Below are 21,164 nucleotides of genomic sequence, written 5' to 3' on the forward strand. Positions count from 1 at the left end.
AAATTTCAATGTAACCGATAACTCAGCTATCAACCCTGATGACTATACGGTGGCGATTATGAACGGAGTTTTAATGTTCCCAGCAAATACAGCCAATGGAGACTCGCAAATCATTACGGTAAACATTATTGATGATGAGCTAAGTGAGATGGCCGAAACCTTGAACATTAATCTTTCCTTTGATGTTCCTCAACCTGCTGGTATCAATATGTTGGATGGTGAAGGCGTAGGTACCATTTTAGATAACGATATTAGTTCAAGCGGCTATGAAGAAGAAGTAACAATCATTTGTGGTGAGGAACTTCCTAATGTACCTGAACTCACCTTTATGGGAGGTTGTGGTGACTATGATGTAGTATTCAATGAGGAAACAGAATTCTCGGATGATACCGATGATTACTTGGTAATCCGCACTTGGGATGTTACAGACTCTTGCGGAAACACAGAATCTTTCCAACAGATAATTTTCGTTATGCAACCGCAACTTGAAGAGGTCTTTATTGATATTTGTGTAGAAGATGACCCCATTGATCTTGTCAATTATTTACCAGAAGGTTTCGACATCAATGGTACGTTTGAAACCGAGCTAGATGATGTGTATTTGAACAACAGTACTTTCGTTCCTTACGGACTAGAAGTCGGTGAATATAAGATCATGTATTCTTCAATAGGTGGAACATGTAAGTACTATGTTGATTTCTATATAACAACAAATGTTGACTGCGTTCCATGTAATCGCGACGAGATAAGTGTTTCTGATGCTGTCACTCCAAATAATGACAACATCAATGATTATTTTGAAATAAAAGGTGTTGAATATTGCGAATGGACTTTCGACATCATGATATTCAATCGTTGGGGCGATAAGGTCTATGAAGGAAAAGACTATCAAAATGATTGGGGCGGTTATGCACCAAGTAGTTCATTTGGCAGTTCTGGTCTTGTACCTTCAGGAACCTATTACTATATCTTAACCATCAATGGTAGCGAAGAACCATTAGAACCAATTAACGGTTATATCTATGTAGGTACCGAATAAAAATGACAGAATTAATTATCCTACGAGTACAATCTTGTAGGATAATTCATTCATCTTAAAAGAAGAACACTTTAGCGAAATACGATTATTAGAACGAATAAAAAAGTTGTTAAACGTCTAAATTACTGATATTTAAAAAGTATTAGTTCCTTTGTTAATGTATTAATAAAACCCCAAACTTTAATACAACAGACAAAAAGAAACTTAACCTATTAAGTTATGAAAGCTATACGAACCACTGCGGTAGTGCTCACCATATTGTTCTCCTCTATACTTGGAGCTCAACAATTACCACAGTTCACCCAATACATGTTCAATACAATTTCTGTTAACCCTGCTTATGCGGGTAGCAGAGAAGCAATGAACCTAACTGCACTGCACAGAAATCAGTGGGCTGGTATTGATGGTAACCCCGTGACCAGTACTTTTTCATTTCATACTCCTCTAAACAATGAGAGAATTGGCTTAGGGCTTTCTTATATAACTGATCAATTAGGTTTTGAAAGCACAAATTATGTTTATGGGGATTTTTCCTATTCAATTCCAGTTTCTTTTGAAGCTAAACTTTCTTTTGGATTAAAGGCAGGATTCACAAATTACAATCTGGATAACCCCGATGTCAATGATCCTTTTTTTAATGCCAATTTTAATAGTTGGAAGCCAAACTTTGGTGCAGGGGTTTATTTAAGTACTAACAGATGGTATGCGGGTATTTCTTCACCAAGAATTTTAAATACCGATCTTAACGAAGGAGAAGAATTTGAAGCGTTGGAAAGAACCAGCTACTACGCCATTGGCGGTTTAGTATTGGATTTATCGTTGGACATCAAGTTTAGACCATCTGTAATTACAAAATTCACCAATGGTGCGCCTGCAACTTATGATGCTACCGCTGGGTTTTTGTTTTATGAAAAGTTTTGGGCTGGAGCATCTTATCGTTTTAATGATGCTTCAAACTTTGGTGCCTATATGGACTATCAGGTATCTAAGGATATTAGAATAGGATATGCTTATGACCTTCCAACAGGCGACTTTAGACCATACACTAGCGGAACTCACGAGATCATCCTCATTTTTGAGCCAAGGCTTACCAAAAAAACGGACTTATACAAATCACCTAGATACTTTTAATTAAAGCACCATGAACATAAAACGTATAACCATATCATTTTTTGCTTCAATACTATTGTGCACTACCTTGAATGCCCAATCTAGCGTGCAAAAAGAAGCTGATAAGTTGTTTAACAAATTTGCTTACGCCAAAGCTATACCTCACTATGAGCAAATGGTTGTAAATAGTTTTAACGAAACCCATGCATTTCAAAGACTTGCGGAATGCTATCTTTTAATGCGTGATTTTGAAAAATCAATTCCTTATTTTAAAAGATTTATCGAAGGTACAGATACTCCGACAAATTATTATTTTAAGTACGCCATGGCATTAAAGAGCTCAGGTGATGAAAAGGCAGCCTTAAAATGGTTAAAAAAGTATAAAAAATACAATAAAAATGATAAGCGTGTCAAAGAATTTCTAAAAGACGGCAACCTTGCATCTGTTGTATTTAACAGTAGGGAACGCTATGATTTAGAACCTGTTCCGTTTAACACGGAATATAGCGAGTTTGGCTCTTTTGTACACGAAGGCAATCTATATTTCAGTGCGAGTAGAAAAAGTCAAAAAAATGATGAATTATATGGCTGGAACAATGAGCCCTGGTTAGATATTTTCTATGTTCCAGAAGGTAATACAATGGCACAACCCAAAAGATTTGGCGATGAAATAAATTCAAAATATCATGAAAGTTCGCTAGTTTTTTCAACGGATTATAAAAATGACACTATAGTTTATTTTACTCGAAACAATTATTTCCAGAAAAAAGAAGGGTTTCATACCATAAAAAAAGAAGATAAACTAATTGAAAACCAAAACAACCTTAAAATTTATAAAGGAGAAAAAATAGACGGTAAATGGAAGGTGACCCGCAACCTTAAGACTAATGCAGACCATTATTCAACTGGGCATCCTTCGGTGAATACAGATAGAACTTTGTTATATTTTTCTTCAGACCGTCCTGGTGGTTATGGAGGAACGGATATTTATTATGCGAAAATTCACCCAAGAGGTGGTATAGGTGAGCCCGTAAATGCCGGGCCTGTAGTAAATACAGCTGGTAATGAAATGTTTCCGTATGTCAACAATGAAGGACAACTTTTCTTCTCTTCAGATGGACACTTAGGGTTTGGACAATTAGATGTTTTCGGTACTGTTGCTGATTCCACTGGACAGATTAAAGATGTAATCAACTTAGGAAAACCACTTAATAGTGAGAAGGATGATTTTGGATATTATGCCCTTGAAAATGGAATTGATGGTTATGTAAGCTCTAACAGAAAAGGGGGTAAAGGTGGAGACGATATTTACAGATTTAGATTTATTCCTTCGCTTAGCGTTCAAGGTGTTGTTACTGATGCCATCAATTTAAAAACATTAGATAGTGTACAAATATCGTTGTTCAACCAAGCAACGGGGGAGTTAATGTCAAAAACTGTTACCGATGCAAATGGGGGGTATCAAATGTTAATTAGTAGAAATGTGAATTATAGAATAGAGGCCGTACGCAAAACACATCCCCATAAGAGTGTTTATTTTAGTACAAGAACCACAGGTCGAGCTACCAAACTTATAAAACAGGATATTGAACTTGAACCAGTTTTAGATGTAAAGGTATTGGCCGGACTCAAAAAGATATATTATGATTTTAACAAGGCAAATATCCGACCAGATGCGGCCATTGAACTTGACAAAGTAGTAAAACTGATGACAGAAACATATCCTGAGATGATCATTAAATTAGAAGCGCATACCGATCCTGTTGGAAGTCATGCCTATAACGATCAATTATCAGAACGAAGAGCAAAATCAGCCTATGAATATTTATTGGCCAATGGTGTATCTCGAAACCATATTCTATCTTATAAGGGTTTTGGCAAAAGAGTGCCCATCAATGAGTGTACAAGCAAACAAGATTGTTCTCCGGAAAAATTAGAACTCAACAGAAGAACAGAATTCCCGGTAGTTCAAATACAAGCTAGAGCTGTTACCCAAAGCAAATAACTAAATTGACCAAAAAAAAGCGCCATTATGGCGCTTTTTTTATGTTATTTAATCAGTACTCTATTTGAAACTACTTCATCTATTGGTATAATCACTTTTCCCTTCTTAGTCTTTAAGGTCATGGTTATATTGTCAATTGCCTCAATCGTTCCTTCTAAATCACCGATACTAATTTGATCTCCGACCATATAATTTTTACGAGTATAAAACATTTTTAAAACATCAGCAAAAACTTCTCTTGAACCTAAGCCAAAGCCAAGGGCAATAGCAAATAAGAATGCTCCTAAAATCATAGTGAAGTTACTCGTAATGATATCAGTATCAATACCGGCCTGGTTTAGGGCAGTAATTGAAACAAAAAAAGTTATCATGTAAAACAGTATACTACTAATAATCTTAGAGCCATTAATACCCATAGAATTAAAAAGTGCTAAAACAGCTTTTTTTACTACAGTCGCTAAATAAAAGCCACCTGCGAATATTAATAAGGCACTAACTAGAGTAGGCAAATAACCCAAAATTGAAATAATTCCTTCTGATATTGCATTAAGACCAATTACTTCAGCAATGACAATTGTAAAAAACAAAATCAAGAGTATTTTTACCGTGGTCAATGTAATTTTAAGTAGATTGATTTTAACTTCTTTATCTCCCAACAATTTTGCCTCAGTTACTTTAGCTGACAGCGCATCTATTTTTGCCGCCTTTAGTACTCTCTTTAAAACAAATAATATGATTTTAAGGAGCACCCATGCAACAATTAAACCCAGAATGCCAATAACTAGTTGAGGCAAAAGTTGGACAACATTTGAAAGCATATCGCTCAAACTATCTAATAATTCTTGTCTGTATTTTTCCATAATCTTAACAGTTCTAACTGGTTATTTTTGTTTGTTAGTTCTCAACATTCCCGCAAAAATAGATGAGTAATTCGCCGTTACAAGTACTGCCATATCTAAGATAAGCTTTGCTATAGCAATATCGTTCATTACTTTTTGCCTCATTTCAGGAGGTACTTCCCTTAAATTTCTGTTCAATTGCTTGAACGGATTATCAAATTCGTTTTCCATCTACTTCAAGTTATTATAGATTTCCAATAGTTTCGATTTAGCTCTTTTTAAGCGCATTTTTACAGCACTCTCACCTATTTCCAACAAATCGCACAATTCTTTAATAGATGTGCCATCTTGATACTTTAATAACAAAATAGATTTATCTTCTGGGCTAACCATATCTAAAGACTTTGCTAATCTACTTGCTTTCATTTCGTAAATACTTTCATCAGGAACCTCTTCTGAAAGTTTGTACTCGGCATTATCCATTGGTATGGATTTATCACTCATTTTTCTTTGCTTATTCCTATTCACATAATTCACGCAAAAATTATAGGTAAACGAATAGAGCCAAGTAGAAAATTTTGATTTTCCTTTAAATGATGCAAGCTTAATGAACAGCATTAAAAAAACATCTTGGGTCAAATCTTCTGCTTCATCTTGTGATTTAGAAAACCCATAGCATTTATTATACACCATTCTAGAATAGCGATCGTATAGTACGCCAAACAACATAGTATCATTCTTGGCTACTATCTTAGTAACCAATTCTTCGTCAGTTAACTGACTATAAGGATTGTCTGCCCCCAATAATTTCTTGTCTTGATTTATAAGAATAAGAAACAGACGCTTTAAAAAAGTCACTTAGTTCTTTTTAGAAATGGCAAACAATATACTTTAAAACAAGGTATATTTGAGAAAAATAAAGTCATGAAATTTGTTAATCTCTTACTTATTCTTTTGACAATAGTTGTTGTAAGCTGTAAAACGGATAAAAAAGAACCTACAGCAATGGAAATTGTTGAACCAACAATTCTTGAAAAAATAGCCAATGCCCATGGTTATGAAGAATGGGAAAAAGTAAATCACATTGAATTCACCTTTAATGTAGATCGTGATTCAACTCATTTTGAACGGTCATGGATTTGGAAACCAAAAACTAATGACATTACAAGAATCTCGGGTACGGATACTTTGGTTTATAACCGTCAATCAATGGATAGTACCGCATTTAAAACCAATGCAGGCTTTGTAAACGATCGATACTGGTTGCTAGCTCCTTTTAATCTTATTTGGGATGCCGCTAATTTTGAACATACTTTAATCGAAAATGATACGGCGCCAATCAGTAAAAAACCTTTACAGAAACTTACCATTATTTATGGTAATGAAGGTGGATACACCCCTGGCGATGCTTACGACTTTTATTTTGATGATGATTATATAATTAAAGAATGGGTTTTTAGAAAGGCAAATCAAATGGAACCTTCAATGATTACTACTTGGGAAAACCATAAAGATTATAATGGCATCATAATTGCTGCAGATCATAAAAAAGATGAAGAAATTTTCAATCTTTTTTTTGACGATATAGTAATCCAATCTGACCAATAATCTTGAGAAAAATAGTATTTCTTTTAGCACTATCATTTCATATAACAAATGCACAAAACCAAAAACTGGGTGTTGTTTTAGATTTCGATAATAAGAATCCAGTCGAATTTGTTGATGTTTACAACTCCAAAGACAATACAATAACCAATGAAAATGGTAAGTATTTCTTGCTGTCAACTAACGATTCTATTTCGTTTTATAAACTGGGGTATGAAGAAATTAAAACAACCTTTGACAAGGCTCAAGATACCATATACCTTGTGGCGAAACCGTTCGAATTAGCCGAGATTGTTGTTTCCAATGAAGATTCACTTTTTGATATGGTCAAAAAGCAAATTGCCGAAAACTACCCCATAGAAGAGTTCAATGAAAAATTCTTTATCAGATCTTTATTGCGGTATGATGGAAAGATTACTAGAATACAAGACATTCAAGGAAACCTTAAAAGAAAAACTCTTTTGTATGCAAAAGGTATGGAGCTTAAAAAAAAGGATTTTGTCTTTGAAGTTCAAAACATGAGAAAAATAGGTTTAAAAGATGTTACTGAAAATGACACTAACATTTATTTTAAATTTAGGTCTCTAAAACAAATTCTATCAGAGACAGTACAAATTAGCTTAGTAAGGGAGAATTTTGAAATAGAAGAAAAGTACTTTGATGAAAAAAACAAAGTCCGAATTGAGTTTAATTACATCGGAGAAAATATAAAAGACAATATAGAAGGTTACTATATTATCGATCTGGAGGACAATGCTATATTAGAGTTTTATCTTATAAGAAAACCAAAATCAGATTTTGTTCAAAAGAAGGACATCAAATTTAGAGTGACTTTATATGAAAAGAAAGTCATTTTTAAAAAAGATTCTAGCTCGGGTAAGTATGTTATAAAAAACGGAAAACTTAAAACAACAATAGAGGTTAAAAATAATGCAGATACTTTTCAAACCTTCTTCGAGTCTGAAGATGTTTTAAAGTCCTATGGGCATTTCGCATCTATTAAGGTGAGGAAAAATGTAAATGAAAACAAAGATGTCTTCAAACTAGATTTTCCATACAACGAATACTTTTGGAACACACAAAACCAACTTTTACTTACTAATGAAATGTTAGTTTTTATCAAAAGTATGGGAGATAAAAATAAAGAGTTTGATATCAAATCAAATCTTAAGTAATTTTCTTTTTACTTAAAACCATAGTTAATAAAAGTACCAGAACAGCACTGGTCAACAATGCCCAAAAACTACTTTTTAAAGTAAAACCTTCTGCTAAAAAACCTAATATCACTGGCCCTAACAGGAATCCTGAATATCCCGTTCCAGCTATAAACGCTACTCCTTGAGATGATTCCACCCCTTTCACATTACCCCCAATTCTGAAAAGTTCGGGTACCATAACCGAAAAACCAAGTCCGTTTAAAGCAAAGCCAATAATGGCCAAAACCGTATGCCCAGAAAGTACTAAAAAATAGCCATCAATAGCTATAAAGGCTCCTAATGCCACCAACTTTACAGAACCTAGACGCTGACTGATGCTATCGCCTAAAAAGCGTCCAAAGGTCATCATAGCCGAAAAGGCAAGAAAACCGCTACCTATTAAATTCTCAGGTGCTAAAGTAATTTCTTTTAAGTATAAGGTACTCCAATCTATGATTCCGCCCTCACTACCCATGCTTACGAAACCGATAATACCTAATACCAACAAAGGTTTAAATAACTTTAAACTAAAGGGTTCTTTTTCAACAGGAGCTGCTTTAATTTGATAATACCTTCTTTTTAATATTATATTAATTAAAAGAACAAGTAATACCGTAATTAACATATGAAAAAAAGGATTTCCTATTACAGGAATCAAAAAACTTCCTAATCCGACCAATACACCACCAAGGCTAAAAAACCCATGCGCTGCAGACATAAAATTCTGTTTGTCTTCTTTTTCAATTTCAGTCACCAAAGTATTCATTGCAATATCAGTAAGTCCGTTAGATGCACCAAATAGAAATAGAGAAAGACAAAGCATATAATAGTTAGGTGCAATCAAGGGAAAAAGTGCCATTACGCTATTCAAGACAACACCATACCAGGTTGCTTTTCCGACTCCGAGTTTATTGATAATTTTCGAGGCCATTGGAAAAATAGTAAAGACGCCTAAAGACAAAAAGAAAATTGCAATTCCTAAATCTGCTTTATCAATTTGTAAACGTTCTTTGACTGATGGAATATAAATAGCCCATGTGCCAAACCAAATGTTTAGGCTAGAAAAAACAAAAGCCGGAGCAAAATAACGCGGATTTGAGAGTATAAGTCGAAGCGACTTCATAGGTAATTGAGTTTCTTGCAAAGAAAATAACATTTAGTATTTTACAATGATTCAAAATATTCCGATTACATAACAATTAATTCCTTTTTATCTTTTAAATTTCTATTTTTTGGTAGTTTTACATTGTCATGATATAGAAAAACAAGACAAATTCCCAGTTCAGATTACCTTAAGCTAGCTGGTGCAGTATGGTGCTGCTATCATTCCAAAATCCGGATACTCAAAAAGGATATACGAGAATTATTAAATTTTTGATTTTAAACTGTCTGAAAATGAAATGAAAAGCGTACTAAGTTCAAGCCAAAGTAGAAAACTTAGCGAATACCTATCACGCACTACATAAAACGAAGTACTGTTTTATTTGAATAGGAAAAAAAAACACGCAACGTTATGAAACCAATATATGAATCTATAATACCCTATTCGAACATTTCCTTTAAAGTGGAAAGTTACAATGCGGAATCTTGTTGTATGAGTGCAGGCTGGCATATTCACCCAGAATATGAAATAGTCTATGTTAAGAACGGTTCTGGAATATTGAGAATTGGGGATAAAACCCATTATTATAAGAATGGTGTACTTGTTTTTTTAGCAGGCAACATTCCACATTCGGACTTTGGTAACAAGCAATATGAAAATAGTCAAGAGGTTGTTATTCAATTCTCAAAAGAATTTGTTGACGAAAAATTAAACTTGTTTCCAGAGTTGGGGTGTATTAAAAAGTTAATTCAGACTTCAAAGCATGTATTGATATTTCATGACTCGGTCAAAAGCTATTTAAGTAACAGTTTTGAGCATTTTAGTGACCTTAGCAACCAGGGAAAATTAATCAATTTACTTTCGATTCTAAATTACCTATCTACAACCAATGACTTTCATAAATTAATCCACTTTGGGTTGCCGAAAGAATTTAGAGAAAAAGAAACCTTCCGTCTAAAAAATATTTTTGAATACATCAATAACAATTACAATCACAAAATTGAGATTAAAGATATTGCTATAAAAGTAGGGTTGACACCAAATTCGTTTTCACGATTCTTCAAAAAAATGACAAATAGAACGTTTATCGACTTTCTGAACGAATTTAGAATTAGAAAAGCTGTGGATAGTCTGAACGAACGTGACATGACAATTTCTGAAGTAATGTTTCTCTCGGGGTTTAGCAGCCCATCGTACTTTTCAAAACAGTTTATCAAATATCAAGGAACAACTCCTTCAAATTACGTAAAGAAAGCCAAATTACTTTGATAGAATTCCCGCTTTCAAAATCTCGCCAAAACGGAACATATCTTCAAAAGAACAATAAAAAGGAGTAGGCGCTAATCGTATCACATTTGGTTCTCGCCAATCTGTAATCACCCCATTTTTCATCAGGTAATCGAATAACGATCTTCCTTCACCATGTAAGAATACTGAAAGCTGGCAACCACGCTCTTTTGGAGTAATTATTTCAAAAGAACTTTCGACTTGTTTGTCTATTTCTTCAAGTATGAACTCTAAATAAGAGGTAAGCAGTTTTTGTTTTTCTAATAATGCATGCATTCCAACCTCTTCAAACAATTGTAACGACGCTAAATATGGCGCAACTGATAAAATTGGTGCATTGCTGAGTTGCCATGCATCTGCATTTTCCATAGGTTCGAACTCTCGTTTCATTAAAAAGCGAGTTTCTTTCTTAGTGCCCCACCAACCTTCAAAACGAGGAATGTCTTTTTTATTCAAATAACGCTCATGTACAAAAAACCCACTTGCATTCCCTGGACCGCTATTCATATATTTATAACTGCACCACGCTGCAAAATCTACATCCCAATCGTGGAGCTTTAGTTCAACATTGCCTGCGGCGTGAGCCAAATCCCATCCTACATATGCACCTACCCGCTTACCTGAAGCGGTAACGCTCTCCATATCAAATACTTGTCCGTTGTAATAATTTACCCCTCCTATTAATACCAAAGCAAGTTCATCTCCTATTTCTTCAATCTTAGAAATTACGTCTTCGGTTCTCCAAAAATGCTCTCCTTGCCTTTTTTTTATTTCAACTATGGCTTCTTCTTCATCTAAACCATGAAAACGAACCTGACTCTGTAACATATATTGATCAGATGGAAACGCTTTCTCTTCACATATAATCTTAAATCTTTTTTTTGTAGGGCGATAAAACGAAACCAACAATAAATGTAGGTTGACCGTTAAGGTATTCATTACGGACACTTCCTCAGTTTTAGCGCCAACAACCTTAGCTAATGGAGTGGCCAAACGTTCATGATAATCCCACCAAGGTTTATTAGCATAAAAGTGCCCCTCAACAGCTAAATCAGCCCAGTCTTTCATTACTTCATTGACGTACTCTTGGGCGTTCTTTGGCTGTAACCCAAGAGAATTTCCTGTAAAATAAATAACATCCTTTCCATTTGTCTGAGGATAGAAAAACTTATCTCGGTATTTAGCTAAAGAATCTTTATAATCTAATTGTCTAGCAAATGCTAAGGTATTTAGAAACTGCATATTCACTTTTTCTTTAAAATTATCATTCCTAAACTAAGCTATTCGCATTTCACAAAGATGCTTTTTAAAACCTGCTTTTTCATAGGCTTTTATTGCAGGTAAGTTTTCATCGTATACTGTAAGTCTCACCTCTTTCAAACCAAGGTTTTGACACCACTTTACCAACTCATCAACTATTTTTTTATTTATTCCTTTTCCTCTGAAATCGGTCATGGTATACATAAAACCCAAATATCCATAATACTTATGGTCTAAATAAGTACGTGCTTGTTTTTGAAGTGCATATCCTGAACTTACTACTCTACCACCAGCTTCTGCCACCACTAATTTCACCTTATCATTGCTTATATAATCTTCAACGCTATAATAGCTAATAGGGTCATCGGCGATAGTAGGATCAAAAGGACGTTCAGCTTTTATTAATTCTTGTTCAAAACGCAAAAGAATTGGTAAATCATTAAAAACTGCATCGCGAATCAATACGTTTTCCATACTCCTAAAATAAACCATATTTAGTTATTTTTATCAAAAAATACATATGCATTTTCTCTCTCCTGAACTTGAAAAATATATTGATGACAATTCTGAATCCGAGCCAGTTTTGTTACAAGAGCTGACCCGGGAAACCCATATGAAAGTTATTCAACCACGAATGATTACCGGGCATTATCAAGGAAGGGTCTTAAGCTTACTTTCTAAAATTATCGCACCAAAAAATATCTTAGAAATTGGCACATACACGGGCTATTCCGCACTTTGTCTTGCAGAAGGATTACAAACCAATGGAAGGTTACACACTATTGATATAAATGAAGAATTACATTCAATACAACGTAATTACTTTGACAAAAGTAATTTTGGCGACAAAATCGTACAGTATGTTGGAGATGCCATTGAGATTGTTCCAAAATTGGATGAAGTATTTGATTTAGTCTTTATTGATGCAGAGAAAATAAGTTACAACTCATATTATGAGGCTGTTCTCACCAAAACTAATCCAGGCAGTGTTATTCTATCAGATAATGTTTTATGGTCAGGAAAGGTAGTTGGACCCTTAAAAAAACCAGATAAGGCCACAGAGGCATTACTTGAATATAATGAAAAACTAAAAAATGACCCAAGGGTTGAAACGGTTATTTTACCCATTAGAGATGGGCTTACGCTGAGTAGGGTTATATAGGTTTAGGTGTTAGGTGTTAGGTAATATTGTTTTTTTCAAAAATCGATTGTATAATTTAAAAAATAAGAAACCTGATAAGATTCCCACTATCGTTCCAACTATAATATCGATTGGATAATGAACCCCAACATATATGCGGCTCGTACAGAACAAAATTGGCCAAAGAAAAAATAAAGCCGCCCATTTAAAATTTGCTTTTAGAAAAAGAAAGACCAAAACGGTAATTGAAAATGAGCTAGCAGCGTGTCCAGAAAAAAAACTATAATCAGTAGGTTTTTTTAAAATTCTAATTAACGTATTGATTTCTAAATCATTGCTTGGTCGTAGCCTTGCTATTACTTCTTTAGTTAAATAAGTGATTACTGTAATAAACAAAGCCAAAGCAAAAACGGTCATTACTTTTTTAAAAGCTTCTTGTTTAGGGAATTTTAATACAAATAATGCGATAAATAGAAGGAAAAGAGGAATCCAAGTAGCCATATTAGTAACAGTAACCCAGAAAGCGTCATAGTTTTCATTGCCAAGGCCATTTAAATAGATAAAAGTATCTCTATCCCATTTTAGCAACTTTTCAAGCATAATTACTTGGTGCTTCGCTTTATCGCCCCAGTAACATCATCTACATTTTTCTTTACTTCATCCAATTCTTTTTTAATGTCTTTTGTAAAGTCGGTATCAATACCCTGCTTATCAGCACTCTTTTGAATTTCTCTTTTAATATCATCAGTGGCGTCACGAAGTTGGCGCATGCCTTTACCAAGACCTTTAGCGATTCCTGGAATTTTATCAGCACCGAAAACCATCACCACTATGAACATGATAAAGAATATTTCACCTCCGCTAATGAATAAAAAATGCATAGAACAAATATAAAGAGAAGTTACGTCTAAAATAAATTAAGCCCCGCAAAATTGCAGGGCTTAATAAACTATGTGAAAATGACCATAACTATCCTTTGACCTTTTCTTTCATTTGATCAAAATCAGATTTCTCATCCTTAATTGGCCAAGCATTGTTCGTCGTATCAATATCAGCTGTTTCTAATTTTGGATCTACAACAATACCTACCAATTCTTTATCTGAAGAGATTACACGCTTAACTTCAGCATCATTTTTCCTCCAAATCTCTGGGGGGTAAGTAACACTTTCAGTAGTGCCATCTGCATAGGCATATTCGACTATCAATGGCATTGGAATCCCACCTGGTTTGTCGAAAGTAACCTCGTAAAAGAATTTTGGCTCTTTTACCTGTGCTCTTTCCTCAGCGGTCATATTATCCATCATAAACTCCTTCAAATTTTGAGAAGTTTCAGATGGGGATTTATCTTTTAAATCTTCATTGAAATCTTCACTACTTTCTTCTGCCAAATAAACTAATGGGGGTAGGTCTGCTTCGGTCAAATTGCGAGCATCCATATATTCTTGCATTGCTTTAGTTACTTTATTAGTAACATAATATTTTTTCACATCTTTGACGCCAATATCAACGTAATCAGTCGTGTAGAACCAACCTCTCCAATACCAATCTAAATCAACGGCAGAAGCATCTTCCATAGTTCTAAAGAAATCTTCTGGTGTTGGGTGTTTGAACATCCAACGCTGTGCATAAGTTTTAAATGCATGGTCAAATAGTTCTTTGCCCATAACGGTTTCTCTTAAAATGTTCAAAGCCGTAGCTGGTTTACCATATGCATTAGGGCCTAATTGATAGACATTTTCAGGGTTCGACATGATTGGAGAAATTCTACTTTGATCACCACCCATATAAGGAACAATTTTAGCGGCATCCCCTCGTCTTGATGGATATTTGTCATTAGGTGCAACTACTTCAGGATATTTTTCACCAAACTCTTGCTCAGTCAAATATTGCATAAAAGTGTCTAGACCTTCATCCATCCAACCCCATTGGCGCTCATCAGAATTTACAATCATAGGAAAAAAGTTATGACCGACTTCATGAATAATCACACTTATCATTCCGTATTTAGTTCTATCTGAATAGGTGCCATCTTCATTGGGGCGACCATAGTTCCAACAAATCATCGGATATTCCATTCCTTGATTTTTGGCGTGAACTGAAATTGCTTTGTGGTATGGATAATCAAAAGTAAACTTAGAATACGTTTCGATTGTCTGGACAACAGCTTTCGTAGACTGCTCTTCCCATAGCGGATTTCCCTCCTTAGGATACATAGAAACGGCCATCACATCTCTACTACCAAGTTTAACAGATTGCATATCCCAAATAAACTTTCTTGAAGTAGCAAAACCAAAATCACGAACCATTCTACCAGGTTCAGTTTTAAACTTCCAAGTATTTGTCTTCTCAGAAAAAGCACCTTCTTTAGCTTCGGCCTCTGCCTGTGTTACAATGACAACTGGTTTATCGTAAGACTTTTTGGCCTGCTCATAGCGCTTCATCATGTCTTTTGTAAACACCTCTTTTCTATTTTGAAGTACCCCGGTCGCATCCAAAATATGATCCGCCGGTACTGTAATACTAACATCGTAATTTCCAAATGGCAATGCAAATTCACCACTACCCCAAAACTGATGATTTTGCCATCCTTCTACATCAGAATAAACCGCCATCCTTGGGAAAAATTGGGCAATCACATAAGCTCTGTTTCCGTCTTTTGGAAAAAACTCAAATCCTGAACGAGCACGATTCACAGTATGATCAGGAATATTATACCACCACTTAATGGAAAAAGAAGTTGATTCCCCACTCTTCAATGCTTGAGGAATATTTATACGCATCATAGTCTGATTAATCGTATGCGATAGCGCATTACCATTGCCATCTTTCACCCATTCAATATTAAAACCACCATCAAATGGTTCAGTTACATATGTTTGGGCAAAATTACCAGCTGTATAAGCGATATTAACACCCCCGCCATTTCTTAAAGGTGACTTAGAATCTTTGGCTCTTACATTTTGATCGAGCTGTACCCAAAGAAATTCTAAATTATCAGGTGAGTTATTAGTATATGTGATGGTTTCTTCTCCATAAATCTTGGCATTTTTGTCATCTAAAGTGATATCCATCTTATAATCAGCTTGCTGCTGGTAATAATCAGGACCAGGTGCGCCAGAAGCAGAACGGTACGTATTTGGCGTTGAAAACTCCTCATACATTTGCTTAAACCTACTCTGATTTACATGACCTGGATCACGTTCTTTCTCTTCTTCAGTCTCTTGTGCAAAAGTTATTGCTGCAAACAAGAAAAAAACCGAAGTAAAATAATACTTGATTTTATTCATTTTTAATTGATTTTATAGTTTGGGAAAATAATTCTTTTTTAACTAAATGTTAAAGAAATGTCACAAGTTTAACATTCCTTTATTATTCTCTTTGATTAGAACAAAACTCTTCTTTTTTCCTTTATATTTTATATGTACCAGATTCTTTTGTTCTTCATACATATCCGTTAGAATTTCATTCTGTATTTCAATAGATTTCAGCTCATCAAATCCAATATTAGCAACTTCTAGATAACAAATAACTACATCATTATCATACTTTTTTCCGATGTAATTAAAGACAACTTGTTTGTCGTTTAATAGAACCAAAAACTTCGATTTTAGATATTTTATCATATAATCTTGAGCTATTGCAGCTTCTTCATCTGTGGCCAATAGGGCACTAATACCATAGCGCTCTAAAAGAACAGCTTCAAAATCATCAATAAAAATTCTTGTTGTTATTTGCAGGGCATCATCCTTTTCAGAGTAATTGATATTGGTTACACTTACATAAAACTTGTGCGCTGTAAAGCTTAAAAGTGGTAATACTATTATCAATAAGAAAAAAAACTTCTTTTTCATGTTCAATATGTTTCATACAAAACTAAGCAAATGATATGCCAATGTTCAAATTCAAGTACAAGTTCAAAACTCCTAACTCCCAACAAACCTAATCCAATCCTTTATTCTTGCGATAGCCTTTGCTTTTATCAATCAAGAACTGCCAAAGCTTTAGCTCATCATTAGTTGTTGTAATGGTTTTAAAACCTTTATCCTGTCCACAGAAATAAATGAAATCATAGAAATTCTTTTTCGGAATTTTTAAATGGTTCACTAATAATGAATCAATAAAACTTTTCTCTATTTGCTTTACTCTCTCATATGACTTATCTAGGGCCACACGTTCTTTCATTTTTTTTGTTCTGCCACTTAAGCGATTTAATATTTTGTTCACATTGACCGCAAAACCAATTCCATAGAAGTATAAAAACTTACTATGATCGGCATCATTCAATTTATTCTCACTTTGCGAAATTACCCTTACTTCAGCATTGGGTAAGCCCAAAGCTTCCGCACTAACGTCTTTTTCTAAGTTGAGCTTCGTAATATCTGAACCAAGACTTCCGGAAAGGTCATATGGTTGAACGACAACTTCTCGTAACTCATTTACAAAAGCTTCAAGATTTACAATAAGAAAAGTGGTCTCGAAGATTGCTCTATTTACAGGTAAAACTTTCCTTTTGAATTGTACAGCTGAGAATATTAGGGTATCATTTAGAGCAACTTTAACCGAAAAATTGCCCTTATCATCCGTAATAGTGCTTTGGTTTGCATTCCTATTTTGTATGACTACACCTGTGACATCGGCTTCGTTGGCGTTAACCTGACCTCGTAAAAGTTTTGATTGTGAAAATAATTGCGAAAAACAGCAAAAGCTAATTAATAAAAAAAGGCCATTCTTAGTGTTGCCTGTAGATAACATACAACGACTTTTTAAGTTAATCCAGCTCATTATTGTCGCGATAAGCTTTGCTTTTTTGAATCAAAAACTCCCATATTTTGAGTTTATCATGGGTATCTACTGTAGCCTGAAATGCCGTATCTACTTCGCAGAAATACATAAAATCTGCTATTTTCTCTTGCGGAATTTTTAAATCGACCATAAAAATAGAGTCCACATAAAAGTTTTGCACCCGTTGTGTTCGTGCATAGGTTTTATCAACTTTAACCCTATTTTTAAGCATTTTTGTTCTGCCGGTAATGGCATTTATTATAGGATCTAATGGCGGACTTAATATCATACCAACATTAAATTTTCCAAAAGTGGCCTGTTGTAATTTTCGTTGGCTTTGTGTAGGTATTTTTTGATGCGCATTAGGTAAACCCAAAGCCTCTGCACTTACATCTTTTTCTAGCTCTAAACCACTCAAATCGGAATCTAAAAGACCTGAAAGATTATAGGGGTTAACGACCACCTCGCGCAATTCATTAACAAACTCTTCTAAAGGAACTGTGATAAAAGGAGAATCTATCAAAGCTTTACTAATGGGCAATACCTTTTGTTTAAACTGAACTGCAGAAAAAACCAAGGTATCGTTCAATTTGACCTTAATAGAAAAATTACCATTAAGGTCAGTTATCGTTGCCCTTTTTGCGGTGATATTTTGAATGGCGACCCCAGTAACATCCTTACCTTCGGCAATTACTCTTCCCTTTAGGGATTTATTGGAGAATGTTTGAGCTGAAGCAGCAAAACAAAGGCATAAAAACAAAAAAAAGAGATTATTCTTCATTAAGTTCTGCCAAATATGTTTTGCTATGGGTCACTAAAAAATCAATGAGCTGAAATTCATTCTCTTTTTTGAGCAATGATTTCGCCCCCATTTTATCATCGCAATACAACAAAAAGGCGTCAATTTTGTCTTGCGGAAGTTTTAAATCAGCCACAAAAAACTCATCGTCATAAACTTGACGAAGCACCTCGCTTACTTTTAAAGGCGCCCGATCTTCATCAGTCTGGTCCCTTGACTTAAAAATTGCCTTAAAAATATTTACAAAATCAATATCACCTTCACGTCTATCATTCTGAGATAAATAAGCTACATTTCTCACTTCCGTAGCCCTGTCAATCTCGTATTCGACCTCTTTGAATTTTTCGTTTTTTAATTCTAAAAACTTTTCTTGATTTTCTGGTGTCACCACAACTTCATCCAATTCAGTTACTTTTTCAGTTACCTCCACTACAAGTCGCTTATTGGCAATGATTTCATCGGTGATTGTGACAATCTCTAATTGATAATTAACAGCGGTAAAAACAAGTTGGTCTCCAGGTTTTACAAGTATCATAAATTGCCCACTATCATTGGTTATAGTCGCCATCTCAGAAGTGGAGTTGATAACATTTTCATTGGCAACATTACTACCACGATACAAGACTTGACCTCTAAGTATTTCACGACCATCATCTTGTGCTAAAACAATGTTCATAAAACAAAAGAAAGCGATAAAAAGTGGTGAGATTTTCATGTGGTGGTTTTAACTGTCAATTTTATAAAGAAAATTATACAAATCGTCATAAAAAAAAATGCCGCTCTAAACTTTTGTTAATTGTTGGTCATTCAAGTTAATATATTAGAGTTTTTCATTTTTTGGAAATTACATTCCGTTTAACTAGTTGACCTGTATTTTGACGTTTAAAATTAGTTTAATCTTTCAAGAAGATTATTTTTGTTGGTCATGTAAAATTGACCCTAAACAATATTATTATGAGAACATTAATCTGCTTTCTAACCGTTTGTTTATTAGCGGTAACACAGGGTTTTTCTCAAGTTAAAATCGGCGATAATCCACAAAATATTGATGCTTCGTCGGTATTAGAGTTAGAGAGTGCTTCGCGAGTATTGGTAATTACTAGACTTAGTGCATCTGAAATGAACAGTATTACACCTTTACGTGGGGCCTTGGTTTATAATACTGATGAGCAATGCGTCTTTTATTATAATGGCTCGCAATGGGTAAATGTTTGTACAGAAGAAAACACCACCAACGTAAGTTTTGAGTTAGTTGGTGAAGAACTTGTGTTAACCGATAGTGATGGTAATTCTGTAAGTGTACCATTAGAAGGTGTCGGTGAACAAAGCTTTACCGCAGAACCAATTGTCAATTTTAGGGAAACCATTATCATCACGCAAACTGGCAATACTTTTAATTTTGAAGTAGACCAGATTACTGGCGAAAATATAGCAGACAGTACCATTCAAGGAGTTGATTTTGCACCCGAATCTATCACACAAGATAAAATTGCACAAGATGCAATCGGTACTTCAGAATTACAAGATAATGCAGTAACCGATATGGATATTGACTTTTTTGGCCCTGATGCGGTAACCCTTTCTGATTTTGACAACGATGCCGGTTTTTTAACCATAAGTGCAGAACCAGACAATGCTATCGTCAATAATTTTGGTGCTTTTTATGACGATAGCAGCTTGCAAACACATATTGCAGATGATGGTGATTTAAGTGACCAAAATGAAATACAAAACGCATCGGAAGTTGAGGTGACGCCAAATGGAAATCTTGGGAGTAATAATGTTCAAACGGCTTTAGAAGAATTGCAAGTTGATATTGACGATTTAAATGCTGGTGCAGGAAATACAGACGAACAAGAATTATCAACCAATGGAAACCCTGGAAATATTTCCATCGATAATGGTAACACCATAGTTTTAAATGTGGAAGATGGTGACGCAGATGATACAAATGAAATACAAGATGGGGACGAAGTGAATATAGACCCAATTACGGGAATAACAGGCGGTAATGTGCAATTGGCATTGGAAGAATTACAAGTTGGCATTGATAACCTAAATGCAGGGGGAGGAAATACGGATGAGCAAGATTTAACAAACGTATTGACCCAAGGAAACAATGCTGAAGGATTGCAAATCGAAAACCTACAAGACCCAGACGATGACCAAGATGCCGCAACAAAGAGATATGTAGATAACGAAATTGCAGCTTTGCCAGCAGGTTCGGACAATCAAAATTTGGCTAATGTGCTTGGGCAGGGAAATAACGCCAATTCAATTACCATAACAAATTTACCGGCTCCAATAGCGAACAGCGACGCTGCCACAAAGCAATATGTAGATGATGAGATTACAGCCTTGCCTGCTGGTTCGGACAATCAAAATTTGGCTAATGTGCTTGGGCAGGGAAATAATGCTGGGGGACTACAAATTGAAAACCTCTTAGATCCAGATGAAGATCAAGATGCTGCCACCAAAAAATATGTTGATGATGAAATTACCGCTTTGCCAGTTGGTTCGGACAATCAAGATTTGGCGAATGTACTTAGCCGGGGAAACAATGCTAATTTATTTACCATAACCAATTTACCGGCTCCAGTAGCAAACAGCGACGCAGCCACTAAACAATATGTGGATGATGAAATTACCGCCCTCCCAGCTGGTTCGGACAATCAAAATTTAGCAAATGTGCTTGGGCAGGGAAATAATGCTGGTGGTTCGCAAATAGAAAATCTTTTAGATCCAGACGATGACCAAGATGCAGCAACAAAAAAATATGTTGACGATAATATTGTTGCAGCCGGTGGTGGAGTTCCTACTGACGAATTAATCACCAATTTTGCTTTAGGGGCTACAACATTGACTATCACAGAAGATGGTATCAATTGGCCTATTGATTTAGACCCAACTTTTGTTACTGAAGCTGAGTTGGCACTCTATACTACAGACTGGGCGAACCTTACCGGGGTGCCTGCAGACTTTGCCGATGATGTCGATA

General features: G+C 35.0%; 21 protein-coding genes. 8 read left to right on the forward strand and 13 right to left on the reverse strand.

Going from position 1 to position 21,164, the window contains the following annotated elements; genetic code table 11:
• The 3 genes from RM706_RS16260 to RM706_RS16270 form a co-directional block, all read left to right on the forward strand.
• On the forward strand, positions 1-1,039 hold a 1,039-nt coding region (locus RM706_RS16260; RefSeq protein WP_311353330.1), incomplete at its 5' end, for a T9SS type B sorting domain-containing protein.
• Between the two features lie 219 nt (positions 1,040-1,258).
• Positions 1,259-2,170, forward strand: a complete 912-nt coding sequence (locus tag RM706_RS16265; protein ID WP_311353331.1) for a PorP/SprF family type IX secretion system membrane protein — start codon at positions 1,259-1,261, stop codon at positions 2,168-2,170.
• Between the two features lie 10 nt (positions 2,171-2,180).
• The gene (locus tag RM706_RS16270; protein WP_311353332.1) at positions 2,181-4,154 is read left to right on the forward strand and encodes an OmpA family protein; all 1,974 of its coding nucleotides are present in this window, start codon (positions 2,181-2,183) and stop codon (positions 4,152-4,154) included.
• Positions 4,155-4,198: 44 nt separating this feature from the next.
• Here the strand turns inward: RM706_RS16270 and RM706_RS16275 are convergent, their stop codons facing one another.
• From RM706_RS16275 to RM706_RS16285, 3 genes are read right to left on the reverse strand one after another with little or no spacing between them, the layout of a single operon-like run.
• The gene (locus RM706_RS16275) at positions 4,199-5,014 is read right to left on the reverse strand and encodes a mechanosensitive ion channel family protein (protein ID WP_311353333.1); all 816 of its coding nucleotides are present in this window, start codon (positions 5,012-5,014) and stop codon (positions 4,199-4,201) included.
• Positions 5,015-5,035: 21 nt separating this feature from the next.
• A complete protein-coding gene (locus tag RM706_RS16280; protein WP_311353334.1) occupies positions 5,036-5,224 on the reverse strand; it encodes a hypothetical protein in 189 nt (62 codons plus the stop codon).
• Positions 5,225-5,851: an RNA polymerase sigma factor gene (locus tag RM706_RS16285; protein ID WP_311353335.1), complete on the reverse strand. Its 627-nt coding sequence runs from the start codon at positions 5,849-5,851 to the stop codon at positions 5,225-5,227.
• A 66-nt stretch (positions 5,852-5,917) separates the two neighbouring features.
• Between RM706_RS16285 and RM706_RS16290 the strand changes: the two genes are divergently transcribed.
• Together RM706_RS16290 and RM706_RS16295 are read left to right on the forward strand one after the other, a co-directional pair.
• Positions 5,918-6,601: a hypothetical protein gene (locus tag RM706_RS16290; protein WP_311353336.1), complete on the forward strand. Its 684-nt coding sequence runs from the start codon at positions 5,918-5,920 to the stop codon at positions 6,599-6,601.
• A 2-nt stretch (positions 6,602-6,603) separates the two neighbouring features.
• On the forward strand, positions 6,604-7,773 hold the full coding sequence (locus tag RM706_RS16295) for a peptidase associated/transthyretin-like domain-containing protein (protein WP_311353337.1): 1,170 nt from the start codon (positions 6,604-6,606) through the stop codon (positions 7,771-7,773).
• Here the strand turns inward: RM706_RS16295 and RM706_RS16300 are convergent.
• Positions 7,766-8,917, reverse strand: a complete 1,152-nt coding sequence (locus RM706_RS16300) for an MFS transporter (RefSeq protein ID WP_311353338.1) — start codon at positions 8,915-8,917, stop codon at positions 7,766-7,768. The genes RM706_RS16295 and RM706_RS16300 overlap by 8 nt on opposite strands.
• A 390-nt stretch (positions 8,918-9,307) precedes the next feature.
• Between RM706_RS16300 and RM706_RS16305 the strand changes: the two genes are divergently transcribed.
• Positions 9,308-10,165, forward strand: a complete 858-nt coding sequence (locus RM706_RS16305) for an AraC family transcriptional regulator (RefSeq protein ID WP_311353339.1) — start codon at positions 9,308-9,310, stop codon at positions 10,163-10,165.
• Here RM706_RS16305 and kynU read toward each other — a convergent pair.
• Together kynU and RM706_RS16315 are read right to left on the reverse strand one after the other, a co-directional pair.
• Positions 10,157-11,425 (reverse strand): kynureninase, encoded by a 1,269-nt coding sequence (gene kynU / locus RM706_RS16310; protein WP_311353340.1) that lies wholly within the window; start codon positions 11,423-11,425, stop codon positions 10,157-10,159. The genes RM706_RS16305 and kynU overlap by 9 nt on opposite strands.
• A 33-nt stretch (positions 11,426-11,458) precedes the next feature.
• Positions 11,459-11,917: a GNAT family N-acetyltransferase gene (locus tag RM706_RS16315; protein ID WP_311353341.1), complete on the reverse strand. Its 459-nt coding sequence runs from the start codon at positions 11,915-11,917 to the stop codon at positions 11,459-11,461.
• 46 nt (positions 11,918-11,963) lie between these two features.
• Here RM706_RS16315 and RM706_RS16320 point away from each other — a divergent pair, with 46 nt between their 5' ends.
• Complete coding sequence (locus tag RM706_RS16320; RefSeq protein ID WP_311353342.1) at positions 11,964-12,605, forward strand: O-methyltransferase; 642 nt, start codon at positions 11,964-11,966, stop codon at positions 12,603-12,605.
• Positions 12,606-12,614: 9 nt separating this feature from the next.
• On the opposite strand, the gene RM706_RS16325 is transcribed toward RM706_RS16320, so the two are convergent.
• The 7 genes from RM706_RS16325 to RM706_RS16355 all read right to left on the reverse strand — a co-directional run bounded on the left by RM706_RS16325 (position 12,615) and on the right by RM706_RS16355 (position 18,881).
• The gene (locus RM706_RS16325; RefSeq protein WP_311353343.1) at positions 12,615-13,184 is read right to left on the reverse strand and encodes a phosphatase PAP2 family protein; all 570 of its coding nucleotides are present in this window, start codon (positions 13,182-13,184) and stop codon (positions 12,615-12,617) included.
• 2 nt (positions 13,185-13,186) lie between these two features.
• On the reverse strand, positions 13,187-13,465 hold the full coding sequence (locus RM706_RS16330) for a Sec-independent protein translocase subunit TatA/TatB (RefSeq protein ID WP_311353344.1): 279 nt from the start codon (positions 13,463-13,465) through the stop codon (positions 13,187-13,189).
• Between the two features lie 88 nt (positions 13,466-13,553).
• Positions 13,554-15,872 carry a M1 family metallopeptidase gene (locus tag RM706_RS16335; RefSeq protein WP_311353345.1) on the reverse strand — a complete coding sequence of 773 codons (2,319 nt, stop codon included), beginning with the start codon at positions 15,870-15,872 and terminating at the stop codon, positions 13,554-13,556.
• A gap of 60 nt (positions 15,873-15,932) precedes the next feature.
• Positions 15,933-16,436 (reverse strand): DUF6702 family protein, encoded by a 504-nt coding sequence (locus RM706_RS16340; protein WP_311353346.1) that lies wholly within the window; start codon positions 16,434-16,436, stop codon positions 15,933-15,935.
• Positions 16,437-16,524: 88 nt separating this feature from the next.
• Positions 16,525-17,337, reverse strand: a complete 813-nt coding sequence (locus tag RM706_RS16345) for a carboxypeptidase-like regulatory domain-containing protein (protein ID WP_311353347.1) — start codon at positions 17,335-17,337, stop codon at positions 16,525-16,527.
• A 16-nt stretch (positions 17,338-17,353) separates the two neighbouring features.
• Positions 17,354-18,148 carry a carboxypeptidase-like regulatory domain-containing protein gene (locus RM706_RS16350; RefSeq protein WP_311353348.1) on the reverse strand — a complete coding sequence of 265 codons (795 nt, stop codon included), beginning with the start codon at positions 18,146-18,148 and terminating at the stop codon, positions 17,354-17,356.
• Positions 18,138-18,881 (reverse strand): hypothetical protein, encoded by a 744-nt coding sequence (locus tag RM706_RS16355; protein WP_311353349.1) that lies wholly within the window; start codon positions 18,879-18,881, stop codon positions 18,138-18,140. Before RM706_RS16355 ends, RM706_RS16350 begins: the two co-directional genes overlap by 11 nt.
• 239 nt (positions 18,882-19,120) lie before the next feature.
• Here RM706_RS16355 and RM706_RS16360 point away from each other — a divergent pair.
• Positions 19,121-21,164, forward strand: a 2,044-nt coding sequence (locus RM706_RS16360; RefSeq protein ID WP_311353350.1) for a phage tail-like protein, incomplete at its 3' end; no start/stop codon positions are given.

It is taken from the genome of Croceitalea rosinachiae, assembly GCF_031846445.1.
Classification (GTDB): domain Bacteria; phylum Bacteroidota; class Bacteroidia; order Flavobacteriales; family Flavobacteriaceae; genus Croceitalea; species Croceitalea rosinachiae.

What these genes read in the sequence shown, in the direction of transcription:
- RM706_RS16265 (WP_311353331.1), top strand. Translation starts at nt 1,259, where the DNA reads ATGAAAGCTATACGAACCACTGCGGTAGTGCTCACCATATTGTTCTCC.
- RM706_RS16270 (WP_311353332.1), top strand. Translation starts at nt 2,181, where the DNA reads ATGAACATAAAACGTATAACCATATCATTTTTTGCTTCAATACTATTG.
- RM706_RS16275 (WP_311353333.1), bottom strand. Translation starts at nt 5,014, where the DNA reads ATGGAAAAATACAGACAAGAATTATTAGATAGTTTGAGCGATATGCTT.
- RM706_RS16280 (WP_311353334.1), bottom strand. Translation starts at nt 5,224, where the DNA reads ATGGAAAACGAATTTGATAATCCGTTCAAGCAATTGAACAGAAATTTA.
- RM706_RS16290 (WP_311353336.1), top strand. Translation starts at nt 5,918, where the DNA reads ATGAAATTTGTTAATCTCTTACTTATTCTTTTGACAATAGTTGTTGTA.
- RM706_RS16300 (WP_311353338.1), bottom strand. Translation starts at nt 8,917, where the DNA reads ATGAAGTCGCTTCGACTTATACTCTCAAATCCGCGTTATTTTGCTCCG.
- RM706_RS16305 (WP_311353339.1), top strand. Translation starts at nt 9,308, where the DNA reads ATGAAACCAATATATGAATCTATAATACCCTATTCGAACATTTCCTTT.
- kynU (WP_311353340.1), bottom strand. Translation starts at nt 11,425, where the DNA reads ATGCAGTTTCTAAATACCTTAGCATTTGCTAGACAATTAGATTATAAA.
- RM706_RS16315 (WP_311353341.1), bottom strand. Translation starts at nt 11,917, where the DNA reads ATGGAAAACGTATTGATTCGCGATGCAGTTTTTAATGATTTACCAATT.
- RM706_RS16320 (WP_311353342.1), top strand. Translation starts at nt 11,964, where the DNA reads ATGCATTTTCTCTCTCCTGAACTTGAAAAATATATTGATGACAATTCT.
- RM706_RS16325 (WP_311353343.1), bottom strand. Translation starts at nt 13,184, where the DNA reads ATGCTTGAAAAGTTGCTAAAATGGGATAGAGATACTTTTATCTATTTA.
- RM706_RS16330 (WP_311353344.1), bottom strand. Translation starts at nt 13,465, where the DNA reads ATGCATTTTTTATTCATTAGCGGAGGTGAAATATTCTTTATCATGTTC.
- RM706_RS16335 (WP_311353345.1), bottom strand. Translation starts at nt 15,872, where the DNA reads ATGAATAAAATCAAGTATTATTTTACTTCGGTTTTTTTCTTGTTTGCA.
- RM706_RS16340 (WP_311353346.1), bottom strand. Translation starts at nt 16,436, where the DNA reads ATGAAAAAGAAGTTTTTTTTCTTATTGATAATAGTATTACCACTTTTA.
- RM706_RS16345 (WP_311353347.1), bottom strand. Translation starts at nt 17,337, where the DNA reads ATGTTATCTACAGGCAACACTAAGAATGGCCTTTTTTTATTAATTAGC.
- RM706_RS16350 (WP_311353348.1), bottom strand. Translation starts at nt 18,148, where the DNA reads ATGAAGAATAATCTCTTTTTTTTGTTTTTATGCCTTTGTTTTGCTGCT.
- RM706_RS16355 (WP_311353349.1), bottom strand. Translation starts at nt 18,881, where the DNA reads ATGAAAATCTCACCACTTTTTATCGCTTTCTTTTGTTTTATGAACATT.